The sequence below is a fragment of the Pseudomonas sp. NFACC05-1 genome, assembly GCF_900100135.1.
In the GTDB taxonomy this organism is placed as follows: domain Bacteria; phylum Pseudomonadota; class Gammaproteobacteria; order Pseudomonadales; family Pseudomonadaceae; genus Aquipseudomonas; species Aquipseudomonas fluorescens_Q.
Map to the genome: position 1 here is coordinate 138462 of NZ_FMTR01000008.1, position 12834 is coordinate 151295.

Consider the following 12834-nt stretch of genomic DNA (forward strand, 5'->3'; position numbering starts at 1 on the left):
CTATTGCGTGCGCAACGACCACCAAGGGCTGACCAGGCCTGTGGTGATCCGCTTGACCATCCCTTCAACCTCCCGGCTCTTGACCGAGCGATAGATGGCCATGGTGCGCCGCAACTGGTCTTCGCTGAGCGTCACCGGCTGGCCGGCGGCCCAATCCACATCCGCCACCGCCTCGAGCCTCACACGGTGCCAGACGATCCCTTCTGGCCCGGTGACGGATTCCAGGGCACTGGGCAGGTCGGCATCCGGGTGTGCCAGGTTATCCAGCAATACCTGGGGCCAATGGGAAGGGTCCACCGGCTCGCTGAAGGCATCCACCAGATCGTCTTCCACGGTGTCCCAGATCGCCAAGCCGTCGGACCACTCGCGGGACATCAACCCCAGGTAGGGACGCCAGGTCAGTTCGCCGACGCGGGGTATTTGATCGTTGCCGTTAAAGGAGTCCTGGGCGTCGCTGAGCCAGTTGATGAAGCCTTCCCGTGTCATGGCCGCCCGCAACTGCGAGACGTCGGGATAACGCCCGCTCAATACTCTGCCCCAATAGTCATGGTGGCGGCCCAGGAAGCTCGCGAAAGGCACCCTTTGCGGCTCGAGGCGGGCACGTTGAACCGCCTGGAACATCAGGAAATGCGCCTCCAGTTCGGGGACGTCCGGCGGTTGCCTGTCCAGCACGCGGGCCTGCAAGCGTGTGCGCAGTTGAGCCAATTGCTGGTCGAAATCCGCAACCCGTGCCGAGAGGTCGGCATAGATGTCCGGGAAACCGGTGTAGTACTGCAGGATGCTGGTCGCCCTTTGTCGATCGCCGGCGGCCAACCCGCCTGACACATCGGCATCGGCGTCACGGATGAGGCCGGAGTACCAATCGATGAAACGCCGCCCGCCGGCATCGTCGCGGGCCACTTCCAACGCCCGCTGGAGTTCGTTGAAGGGATCAAGCCAGTCGTCGACGGTGTAGCGAAAAGCCTGGGGGTCCACGGCCCGCAGGATTCGGATCTGGGCGCTGGGCAGTGGATTATCTTCGAGCCAAAGCCCCAGGGTATTCCCCGTTGGCAGGTTGCCCAGCGCCGGGATCAAGTCACCCTGAATGTCGGTGATGCGATTGCCCTTGAGGTCGATGAAGATTGGCTCGGATGATGTTTTCGAGAGCAACCGCAATGCCAGCGCGGGAACGCGTTCAAGCCCGGCGTTGGCCAGCTCCAGCGCCTCCAAGGACACCAGTTCGGGGAGGTCCGGTAAATCGCGACAGTTGTTACCGCTCAGCCGTAAATCCCTGACGGTCGTGGCGCTACGCAGGAATGCACTGCCCTCTTCATCCAGGCGCAGGCCACAGCGAGCCAGGTCCAGGGTGCGCAATCCCGGTAAAGCGGTGATGGCCTGCAACTCCTCGGGGGTGAAATGCAAGTTGTCGGACCATACCAGTTCCCGTAGCGAGGGCAGCTCCGCCAAGCGACCGATGGCCACGGCTCGGTCGGCACCGGGTACGGTCCCGCCGCTCACCTCGGACAGGTTCAGCTCCTCCAGACGAGGAGCACGGTCGGCGCCCAGCAAGGGGGCGAATACCTCCGCGTCCAGGTTGAGTGGATTCCTGCCCAATGACAGCTCCAGCAGGTTGCGAAACTCGCCGGCCGCCGCTGGCACGGTAGTGAGATTATTGCCGTGCAGGCGCAGCGTCTCGATATTGGGAAACAGCCGCAGGAAATCCGAGGGGTCTTCACTCAAGCCCATGTGCGCCAACATCAGCTCTTCGATATGGTCGAAACGCGCGCTGAGGGGCGGAAGCCGGCCGATGTCCCACCCCGATAGACGCAATATCAGCTCGCTATCTTCCCGGTCCGGATCGGGTTCACGTCGCCAGGCCCGGCGAATTTCCCTCGTCACCTCCCTGCGCACCGAAATCAGTTCATCACGGTTGTAACGGCCCTCGTTAGGGTGATGAAGGCCCTCCTCAACCTCCCATTGGCGCAGCCCTTCATCCAGGGTTGCCCATTCAGTCGTCAACCGGCCAACCAGGTCATCGAGACTGATGCCTTCTCGCTCGGCCTGCTCGGTCAAGCCGCGTTGCAGCCCCTCGAAGGCAGCCCCGGCGTAGTGGGGATACAGCCGTTCAAGGCGCCCTTGCAGGGTGCCAAGCCAGCGCCGCAACGGCAGTCGGCCACGGCCGCTCATGGGATAACCAAAGTATCCGTTCAGCCACTGCGGCCCCTCATTCATGTTGTCGAAGCGCTTGAGTCGCAGGTACGGACGCAGACTCTGTCGATCATCCAGGGCTTGTTCAAGAAGGGCCTCACGCAGCTTGGCTGCGTCCCAGATATTCAGGCCCAAGGCATTGCGTGCTTCGTCCGGCATCGCCCTGAGCAACGCTTCTTCCAGGCTCGAAGGCCCAGCCAGTTCGTTATCCGCTTCGTCAAAGGGAAGGTATTGGCCGTCCTCCTGGCGAATGACTTTCAAAGGTCCAGCCTCTCCCACCGTGAGCGGGCCTTGCTGCTCGGGCGAGGACAGACGCAGGTGCAGCCGACCGTGTAATCGCGCAGTGTCGCCAAGCAACCCCATGACCATGGCGTCCCGGTCGGCGCTGCTTTCGCCGCGCTCCAGGGCGCGCAAGGCACGGGTCAGGCGCAGCTCGCTCAGGGCTTCTACACATTGCTTGCCCAGGCGCCCGGTCACCCGGCCTTCAAGCAGGCGCAGCCGGTCCTGGCCTCGAGCCTGGCTGGCCAGTTCGTTGGCCAAGGACTCCGGCAGGCCCGGGAAAGCACGCGCCACGGGAACGGCCTGCGGATCGAGCACTGCGGGCCGGGCCAGGGCAGCGCTCACTTGCGTCCCATGGCGTTCCAGGTAGTCGGACCAGCGCCCGGCCAACAACCGGCTGCGCTCCACCGGGCGCAGTCCGAGGGGGCTTTGCCCCAGCAGCGTGCGCTGTTCATTCAGGCTCAATCCGGCCAGGATGCGATCCGCCCAGGCGTCTTGCTCCAGGTCTGCGTCGTGTACGTCGAGCACGCGCGTAGCGGCTGTGTCACCGGTGACGTGAGCCTGCCCGCCGTCGTGATAACGCAGCCTCAGCTCGCTTGGCCAACCCGGCAAATCCACAAGGGTGTGGGCGATTTGCACAGGCACATGCCCGGGCGCTTCATCACGCCGCAGACGGCCAATGGTCTGCTGCACCTTTTGCCAGTTGCGCGCTTCACTCAGGGCGTCGGCGAATAGCGCCGGCAGCGGCTGTCCTTCCACTTGCAGGTAACGCAGGTGCGCCTCACTGATGCCGGCCTGTCGCTGCAAGGCAAGGATCGTCTTGTCGTCCAGCTCGCCTGGCGTTTCGGCAAAGTCGCGCAGCAGTTCCAGGTTGCTGCGCTGCAATGGGTTGCGGTGCGCCCAGCGCCAGCCGCGAGCACGGCTCCATTCCAGCAGAGGCGTCACGCCTCGATGGCCGGCGGGCAGGCGCAAGCCCAAGGCGTCGGCAGTCCCTTGCACCTCGAAATACTGGCCCTCGACCTGCACCCACGCCTGGTCGGCCGTGCGCCAAACACCCCAGGCGTCCTGTTCGGCCACCAAGGGGGGGCGCTGCCGGGCCTGGAACGGCGTGACATCGCCATTCCACAGGCGTGTCGTACCGTCACTCAGCGGCATGGGTTCAACGGCCCCGCCGATAAAACCCAGATAGGCACCTTGAGCGATCCCAAACAAGACGTTGAAGATATGGTCGATGCCTTCCTGGGCGTGGCCTTCGTTGAATGCCTGGATACCTTCGAAGAACTCATACACCAGGCGTACCCCGCCCACCGCCGCTGCGGCCATGCCAATCGGTGCGCAAAACGGGATGAAACTGACGGCGAGCATCAGCGAACGCTCCGCGAGGCTTTCCCAATACTCGAAGCGTGCCAGCAGCGCCTGCCAGTCCTGGTCCTTGGTGGGGACCATCAGCGTCGAGGCATTGGCCAGGATATGGGTGCGCCATTCGTGATAGCGATCGTCCCATTGATTTTTGCGCACATCGCCAAGACTCCAGGGCACGTGGGGCGTCGGCACCCGGATACGCCTGGGGTTGCCACCCTCGCCCAGCTCCCCTTCTCGCCAGCCGGTCACACGCGCATGGATTTCCTGGAACAGATTGAGGTTGTCCTTTATCTCCCATTCCACCTGATCATGCAGGGCATCGCCCAGTTGGGCTTGCAGGCGCAACGGGAGGTAACGCATCAGGCTCTGGCGATAACTGCGCTTGCGCAATCGTTCGGCCAGCTGTGCTGCCATGGCCTGCAGGCTGGGGAATTGCTTGACGGGCGCCACCACGTCATGGGGCAAGTGCAAGACCACCGGGCGTACGCCCTGGGCGTTCCCTGCCACCCCCCAGTAGACCCGAGCACCGAACAACGGCACAGACAGCACTTCCAGTGCCTTGATCTCGCAAGCCAGAGGCTCCACGGGCCGATCTTCGAGCTGCACACCGACATAGGCCAGCAAACGCTCACCGGTCTCATCCAGGCGCCCATCCAGCTTCGCCTCGTAGGCGTCGTAGGCCAGCTGACTGCGTGCATAGGCCATGTAAGCCTTGGCAACGGCGGGAACCTCAGCGCCGATATGCGGCAGCCGCTGTGCGAGCAAACGCTGGTAAGCGCCACCCGCGTCCATGCTTCGACACAGAAGGGCGAAACTGGCCGGGGTCATGGGCAGCGGCAGGGTCGCTGACGGAGCGCCCCAGCGATGGAACTCCCCGGGCTGGCCCTTGATGAACAGCTCGCCTTTCTTGTCGAACTCGCTGCCGACGGCGGCATCGGCGGGAGGGTAATTGCGCATGGCCGCTTCGACCACCGACAACGAGGTGCCGAAGGCATCGCGCTTGATCCGCGCCCGACGTACCGCCTCCACGACGCCGCCCTTGCCCTTCACCGGTCCCCAGGCCTGCACGGGCGGCTGAGCCAGCAGCAGGTCGCGCGTAAAGGTATCGGGGGCCGGCAAGTCGACCATCAGCGCATTGAGGGTGTCGCTGTCGCGTTGCAATTGCTGGGTCAGGACCTTGAACCGTTTCTGGTGGGCTCGCGAGGCGCGTTTCAACCAGATGGGCAGCCTGGCGTGGATGAACTCGACATGGGTCTCGAGTGTGGACATGTTGGACCTCCTTCCTTGGGGGCGATTGAATGCGTTGAGGTGGCCGATGCTCTCCAAACTGATTTTTTTTTGAAACCGCGCAACCGTTGCAAGGGGTTGCGGGCGTCAGCGCAGCAAGCGAATCGGTGCTACCTTCGCGCCGCGGCCTGGGTGCGTAGCAGGTCAATGAACAGTCCCAGCTCCCGGTTCACCGGCTCACCCTTGCGCCGCAACATGCCAAACGGCGCCAGTTGTACGTCCAGTGCCACTGGCAGCGCCACCACCAGGCCCATTTTCAGGTAATCGCGCAACGCCGTTTCCGAGAGCACCATGATCGCGTCGGTCAGCTGGATCAGCTGCTGCATGGAATACACCGAGCTGCACTCGATGATGTCCGCTGGCATTGGCAACGCCAGGCGTTGCAGCGCCTGATCGAGGCCGATGCGCGCCGGGCTGGTTTCCGGTTGCAGGATCCATGGCCAGTCGCTGACCAGTTCGGCCAGGGCCAGTTTTTTGCGCCGTGCCAGGGGATGGCCGGCGTGGACTACCACCAGCAGTCGTTCATTGCCCAGTTGTTCGAAGTCGTAGTGCTCGCTGTCGGTGGCAGCGTTGCGTCGGGCGATGGCCAGGTCGATGCGACCTTGCTCCAGCAACTGGATCACCTGGTCGCTGGTATCGCCCATGATGCGGATTCGCAGCTGCGGATTGAGCGCCTTGATCCGCGCGATGGAATCCATGACCAAGTCCGGCGCCGCTCCCATGATGGTGCCGATGGACAGGTAACCATAACCGCCCTGTTGGCGCGCCAGCAGATCTTCGGCGCAGCGATCCAGGCCGCTGAGGGCTAACTCGGCGAAGCGGATCAGTTCCTGGCCCAGGGCGGTCGGGCGCATACCCCGGGGCAGGCGCTCGAACAGGTCGCAACCGAACATGTCCTCGATCTCGTGCAGCATCCGGGTCGCCGCCGGTTGCGACATGTTCAGGCTCTGGGATGCCCGGTGCAGGTTCTGGCTGGCGCTCAAGGCCACCAGCATGTGCAAGTGTTTGTAGCGCAGGCGGTTGAACAGACTGCGCGACAATACAGGATGAGTCATTGATAGGCCCCTGATTACCGATACCTTCAAGGTATCGGTTGTTAGCGAGATTCGATTTGTAACGCATCAATCGCCCGCCGTACAGTCCAGCCCATAAGAACAAATACCTGCTAAAGGACTCCCGCGATGAAGACTCTTCCTGTGTCTGTACTGGCCAAGATTTCCTGGCGCCTGCTGCCCTTCCTGCTACTGATGTACATCATGGCTTTTCTCGACCGGGCCAACGTTGGCTTCGCCAAACAGGCCTTCCAGGCCGACACCGGTATCGGCGACGCCGCATTCGCGTTTGGTGCGGGCGTGTTCTTCGCCGGTTATGCACTGCTGGAAGTGCCCAGCAACCTGATCCTGCACCGCGTCGGTGCGCGGTTGTGGATGTGCCGGATCATGGTCACCTGGGGGCTGGTGTCGGCGGCCATGGTCTTTGCCCACAACGAAACCAGTTTCTACGTGCTGCGCTTCTTGCTGGGCGTGGCCGAAGCCGGGTTCTTTCCCGGTGTCATCCTCTACCTCACCTATTGGTTCCCCTCGGCGGCCCGGGGCAAGGCCATGGGTTTCTTCTACTTCGGCGCGCCGCTGGCGTTCATCTTTGGCAGCCCGCTGTCGGGCCTGCTGTTGGAGCTGGACGGTTTTGCCGGTGTTCACGGCTGGCAGTGGTTGTTCGCCGTTGAAGGCCTGATGGCCTCGGCTGTGGGCATCTGGGCCTATTGGTACCTGGACAACCGCCCCGCCGATGCCAAATGGCTGACGGTCGAGGAACGCCGGCAGGTCCAGGCGCTGCTCGATGCCGAGGACCTGCACAAACAATCCCACGGCCGCAGCCTGCTCAGCGTGCTGTGCCAACCTTCGGTGTTGTACCTGTGCCTGATTTATCTGCTGATCCAGGCCAGCGTCTATGGCGTGGTGTTTTACCTGCCGACCCAGGTCGGCGGTCTGTTGGGCAGCAAGGTCGGGTTGATGGTGGGGCTGGTCACGGCCATTCCATGGATCTGCGCGCTGTGCGCGGCCTACCTGATTCCCGGTTACAGCGACCGCACCGGCCAGCGCCGCCGTACCGCCGCGTTGACCCTACTGATGGCGGCCGCCGGAATCGCCTGCTCGGTGAGCGTTTCCAGCCCATTGCTGGGAATCATCGCCCTGTGCTTCGCCGCTTCCGGCTTCATCGCCGTGCAGCCGGTGTTCTGGACCTTTCCATCCAGCTACCTGGCCGGCAGCGCGGCAGCAGCGGGCATCGCGTTGATCAACTCCTTTGGCGCCCTCGGCGGCTTTATCGCCCCGGTGCTGAAGAATTGGGCCGAAGGCGCCTTCCACTCTCCCGCCGCAGGCCTCTACCTGCTCTCCGTTACCACCGTTATCGCCGCGTTGCTGGTGCTGGGTATCCACTCGCCCGGCCAACGCGCTTCGAAGACGCCCGCCACTGTTTAACTCAAGGAGCTGCACATATGGGTATTCCCACAATCAAACACGTTCGCGCCTTCGTGCTTCGAGGCGGCGGCGCGGACTATCACGACCAGGCCGACGGCCACTGGATCGACGATCACATCGCCACGCCCATGAGCAAGTACCCGGACTACCGCCAGAGCCGCCGCAGTTTCGGCATCAATGTGCTCGGCACCCTGGTGGTGGAAATCGAAGCCAGCGATGGCACCGTCGGGTTCGCCGTGACCACCGGTGGCGAGCCCGCGGCCTACATCGTTGAAAAGCACCTGGCACGATTCGTCGAAGGCGCCCGGGTGACCGACATCGAGAAGATCTGGGACCAGATGTACCAGTCCACGCTCTACTACGGCCGCAAGGGCCTGGTGATCAACACGATTTCCGGCGTGGACCTGGCGCTCTGGGACTTGCTCGGCAAGATCCGCCAAGAGCCGGTGCATCAATTGCTCGGCGGCGCGGTGCGTGACGAATTGCAGTTCTATGCCACCGGCGCGCGGCCGGACTTGGCGCAGAAAATGGGTTTCATCGGCGGCAAGATGCCTTTGCATCACGGCCCGGCCGAAGGCGAGGAAGGCTTGCGCAAGAATCTCGAAGCCCTGGCAACCATGCGCGAGCGAGTCGGCCCCGATTTCTGGCTGATGCTCGATTGCTGGATGAGCCTGGACCTCAACTACGCCACCAAACTCGCGGTCGGCGCCCACCAGCACGGTTTGAAGTGGATCGAAGAGGCGTTGCCGCCCGACGACTACTGGGGCTACGCCGCGCTGCGCAACAACGTACCCAAGGGCATGCTGGTGACCACCGGTGAGCATGAGGCCACCCGTTGGGGCTTTCGCATGCTGCTGGAAATGGGTTGCTGCGACATCATCCAGCCGGACGTCGGCTGGTGCGGCGGCCTCACCGAACTGGTGAAGATCTCGGCCCTGGCCGACGCCCACAACGCGCTGGTAATCCCCCACGGCTCCTCGGTCTACAGCTATCACTTCGTCGTCACCCGGCATAACAGCCCATTCGCCGAGTTCCTGATGATGGCACCCAAGGCCGACGAAGTGGTGCCGATGTTCCACCCGCAACTGCTGGGTGAACCGGTGCCGGTGGAAGGCCGCATGCGCCTGTCGGTCCTTGACCAGCCTGGCTTCGGCGTGACGCTCAATCCGGATTGCCAGTTGCACCGACCTTATCACCGCGAAAGGAGCACGCCATGAACATGCCCCGCAACGCCTTCAAGGCCGCGCTCACCTCAACACAGCCCCAGTACGGTATCTGGGCCGGTTTCGCCACCGGCTACGCCGCCGAGATCATCGCCGGCACCGGTTACGACTGGATGCTGATCGATGGCGAACACGCGCCCAACACCGTACCCAGCATACTCGGCCAGCTCCAGGCCGTGGCGCCCTATGCCACCGCGCCGGTGGTGCGGGCGGTGACTGGCGACGCCAACCTGATCAAGCAGTTGCTGGATGTCGGTGCCCAGACCCTGATGATTCCCATGGTCGAAACCGCCGAACAGGCCCAGGCCCTGGTACGCGCCATGCGTTATCCGCCCCATGGCATTCGTGGCGTGGGCGGCGGCCTGACCCGCGCCACTCGTTGGGACGGTGTGGCGAACTACCTCACCACAGCCCATGAAGAACTGTGCCTGATCGTCCAGGTGGAATCGCGCACGGGCGTGGAAAACGTCGAAGCCATCGCTGCCGTCGAGGGCGTGGACGCGGTGTTCATCGGCCCCGCCGACCTGTCCATCGGTCTCGGCCATGCAGGCAACCCGGGACATCCCGAGGTACAGGAGCGCATCCGGCACGCGGTCGACGCCACCCTCGCGACGGGCAAGGCCTGCGGCATCCTGGCGCCCAACGAAGCCGATGCGCGTCGTTATCAGGCTTGGGGCTGCCAGTTCATTGCGGTGGCCATCGACATCAGCCTGCTGCGCCAGAGCGCCCAGGCTACCCTCGCCCGCTATCGCAAACCTGCCACCGTCCAAGCGCCGTCGCGCACTTACTAAAAGGAGCCTGCCATGTCATCCGTTCCTGTGTTCCAGAACTTCATCAACGGCCAGTTCACCCACAGCGAAGCACACCTGGACGTGTACAACCCGGCCACCGGTGCATTGCTGTCCCGGGGCCCGGCCTCCACCGCCGCCGATGTCGATCAGGCCTTGGCTGCCGCCCGCGCCGCGCAGAAAGCCTGGTCGGCCAAACCGGCCATCGAACGCGCCGGTCACCTGCGACGCATCGCCGGCAAACTGCGGGAGAACGTTGCGCACCTGGCGCGCACCATCACCCTGGAACAAGGCAAGACCAGCGCCCTGGCCGCAGTGGAGGTGAACTTCACCGCTGACTACCTCGACTACATGGCCGAGTGGGCCCGGCGCATCGAAGGCGAAATCATCACCAGCGACCGCCCCGGGGAAAACATCTTCCTGTTCCGCAAGCCCCTGGGTGTGGTGGCCGGCATCCTGCCGTGGAATTTTCCGTTTTTCCTGATCGCTCGCAAAATGGCCCCGGCCCTGCTGACCGGCAACACCATTGTCATCAAGCCCAGCGAAGAAACCCCGAACAACTGCTTCGAATTCGCCCGGTTGGTGGCCGAAACCGACTTGCCGCCCGGCGTGTTCAACGTGGTGTGTGGCGACGGCCAGGTGGGCGCGGCCTTGAGTGGTCACAACGGCGTGGACATGATCAGCTTTACCGGCAGCGTTGATACCGGCTCGCGGATCATGACGGCGGCGGCGCCGAACATTACCAAGCTCAACCTGGAACTGGGCGGCAAGGCCCCGGCCATTGTGCTGGCGGACGCTGACCTGGCGTTGGCGGTCAAGGCGATTCGCGACTCACGGATCATCAACACCGGTCAGGTCTGCAACTGTGCCGAGCGGGTCTACGTGGAGCGCAAGGTCGCCGATCAGTTCATCGAACGCATCAGCGCGGCCATGTCCGCCACCCGTTACGGCGACCCGCTGGCCGAGCCCGATATCGAGATGGGCCCCTTGATCAACCGCCATGGCCTGGACAGCGTCGAGCGCAAAGTGAGAACCGCCCTGCAGCAAGGTGCCAGCCTGATCAGCGGAGGTCGCGTGGCAGACCGCCCCGACGGTTTCCACTTCCAACCCACCGTGCTGGCCGGTTGTAACGCCTCGATGCAGATCATGCGCGAGGAAATTTTCGGTCCGGTACTGCCCATCCAGATCATCGACGACCTGGACGAAGCGATCGCCCTGGCCAACGACTGCGACTATGGCCTGACCTCTTCGATCTACACCCGAGACCTGGGTCGCGCCATGCACGCCATTCGAGGCCTGGACTTTGGCGAAACCTACGTCAACCGCGAAAATTTCGAAGCCATGCAGGGGTTCCATGCCGGGGTACGCAAGTCCGGGGTGGGCGGGGCTGATGGCAAGCATGGCTTGTATGAATACACCCATACCCATGCGGTGTACTTGCAAAGCTGACCGGCGATAGAGCCAGATGGGCCGGGATACCCATTGTGGCGAGGGAGCTTGCTCCCGCTGGGGTGCGAAGCGGCCCCTCTCAAGGACCGCTTAATCAACCGGACACACCGCGTCGCCAGGGTTTAGGGCTGCTACGCACCCCAGCGGGAGCAAGCTCCCTCGCCACAATGGTTCTTTCCGATCCCTCAGACCACCAACGTCGCCCATGCCGACACCAGCAGCAACACCGCCATGGTCCGATTGAACCGGCCCATGGCTACGGCGGAACGGCAGAACCTGGCCGCACCGAGGCCCAGATAAGCCCACGCGGTCATGCACGGGATGGAAATCGCGAAAAACGCCAGGGACAGCCAGAGCACCCGCACGGTACGGTCAGCCTCGGCGCCGGCAAACACGCTGACCACCGCCAGCGCCATCATCCAGGTCTTGGGATTCACCAACTGCAACCCGGCCGCTCCCGCCAGGCCCAGTCGCGGGCCTTCGGCGGGCCGGTCCGGGTCAATGGCCTGGGCCGGCGCGCTGAAAATCTGCCAGGCCATCCAGCTCAACCAGGCAATGCCGGCCCATGAGAGCAATGTTTGAATCGTGGCATGACGCGCCAGCACGTCCCCCAATCCGGTGCCGACCAGGAGCACCAACAAGGCTGCCGCCGCGCACGCGCCGAGGATGATCGGCAAGGTGGTGGCCAGGCCGAAGCGCGAGCTATGGCTCAACACCAGGATATTGGTCGGGCCCGGGGTGATGGAGGCGACAAAGGCGAACAAGGCAAACGGCAGTAACTGATCCATGGAGCAACTTCTCGGTGAATGATCGATCGCTTGATCATCCCCATGAAGCCATGGTCAGTCTGGAACAATTGAGCAGCGCTTGCGGTAGTCCGCCGGGCTCAGGCGATAGGCGCGCTGGAACCAGCGGCCCAAGTGACTTTGATCGGCAAAACCGAGCATGGCCGCCACTGCCACGGCACTCTCGCCACGCGCCAGCAGGCGCCGGGCGCGGGCCAGGCGCAACTGGATCAGATAAGCATGGGGCGCCAGGCCAAAAGCCGCCTTGAACGCACGGGTCAGGCGGAAACGATCCACGCCGGTGACCTGCGCCAAGTCATCCAGGCCGATGTCTTCGCTCAGGTGACTGTGCAGATAATCCCGGGCCTGCTGCGCCACCAATGGCAGCCGTGGATCCGGGTTGATCCGCGCCCGCCAGTGCAGGTGTTGGGTCAGGTTGGCCAACAGCGTATCGAGGGCCGTCTGGCGCACGATGCGGATCTCCTGCTCGTGCAGGCTCTGGAAGGCCATGGCCGTGGCACTCGCCAGCCGCGCATCGTCCGTCAAAGTGGCGGCAAACCCCAACTGGGCGTTGTCCGGCGCCACGTCGAACAAGGAACGCAATTCGCGCTCCAGCCATTGAGGCTCCAGGTACAACGTGCGGTAGGTAAACCCGTGGTCGTGGGGGGCATTGCCGTCATGCAGCTCGCCGGGCTCAAGCAGGAACACTTTGCCCGGCGTACTGTTGTGCTGCTGGCGGCGGCAATGAAACTGCTGCACGCCCTGCTCGGTCACGCCCACCAGATAGGTGTCATGCCAGTGGGGATCATAGGCATGCCCCTCGAAATGCGCGCGCACGGTCTCGATACCGGACGTGGCGTCCTGCTTGAGATCGATCCAGTTGCGCGCTGTCATGCCCTATCCCGCTTGGTGAATGTGCTCTTGGCAGATTAACGGCTGATGAGGAGAGTGTCTGGAAGATTTGTGCAAACCTTGTGGCGTTCGGGTTTGCTCACGA

Annotated in this window: 8 protein-coding genes; 4 read left to right on the forward strand and 4 right to left on the reverse strand. The window is 63.6% G+C overall.

Going from position 1 to position 12834, the window contains the following annotated elements; all coding sequences use genetic code 11:
* Together BLO97_RS14825 and BLO97_RS14830 are read right to left on the reverse strand one after the other, a co-directional pair.
* Entirely contained in the window at positions 1 to 5097 is a 5097-nt protein-coding gene (locus tag BLO97_RS14825; RefSeq protein WP_092346477.1) for a dermonecrotic toxin domain-containing protein, read from the reverse strand.
* Positions 5098 to 5225: 128 nt separating this feature from the next.
* Complete coding sequence (locus BLO97_RS14830; RefSeq protein ID WP_063321195.1) at positions 5226 to 6170, reverse strand: LysR family transcriptional regulator; 945 nt, start codon at positions 6168 to 6170, stop codon at positions 5226 to 5228.
* Between the two features lie 126 nt (positions 6171 to 6296).
* Between BLO97_RS14830 and BLO97_RS14835 the strand changes: the two genes are divergently transcribed.
* From BLO97_RS14835 to aldA, 4 genes are read left to right on the forward strand one after another with little or no spacing between them, the layout of a single operon-like run.
* Positions 6297 to 7592, forward strand: a complete 1296-nt coding sequence (locus BLO97_RS14835) for an MFS transporter (protein ID WP_092143213.1) — start codon at positions 6297 to 6299, stop codon at positions 7590 to 7592.
* A 17-nt stretch (positions 7593 to 7609) separates the two neighbouring features.
* Entirely contained in the window at positions 7610 to 8809 is a 1200-nt protein-coding gene (rhmD, locus tag BLO97_RS14840; RefSeq protein ID WP_092346479.1) for an L-rhamnonate dehydratase, read from the forward strand.
* On the forward strand, positions 8806 to 9606 hold the full coding sequence (locus tag BLO97_RS14845) for an aldolase/citrate lyase family protein (protein WP_092346481.1): 801 nt from the start codon (positions 8806 to 8808) through the stop codon (positions 9604 to 9606). Before rhmD ends, BLO97_RS14845 begins: the two co-directional genes overlap by 4 nt.
* 12 nt (positions 9607 to 9618) lie before the next feature.
* A complete protein-coding gene (gene aldA / locus BLO97_RS14850; protein WP_092346483.1) occupies positions 9619 to 11052 on the forward strand; it encodes an aldehyde dehydrogenase in 1434 nt (477 codons plus the stop codon).
* A 185-nt stretch (positions 11053 to 11237) separates the two neighbouring features.
* Here aldA and BLO97_RS14855 read toward each other — a convergent pair whose 3' ends face one another.
* Together BLO97_RS14855 and BLO97_RS14860 are read right to left on the reverse strand one after the other, a co-directional pair.
* On the reverse strand, positions 11238 to 11840 hold the full coding sequence (locus tag BLO97_RS14855) for a LysE family translocator (protein ID WP_092346485.1): 603 nt from the start codon (positions 11838 to 11840) through the stop codon (positions 11238 to 11240).
* Between the two features lie 54 nt (positions 11841 to 11894).
* Entirely contained in the window at positions 11895 to 12731 is an 837-nt protein-coding gene (locus BLO97_RS14860) for an AraC family transcriptional regulator (protein ID WP_092143204.1), read from the reverse strand.
* Between the last annotated feature and the right edge of the window lie 103 nt (positions 12732 to 12834).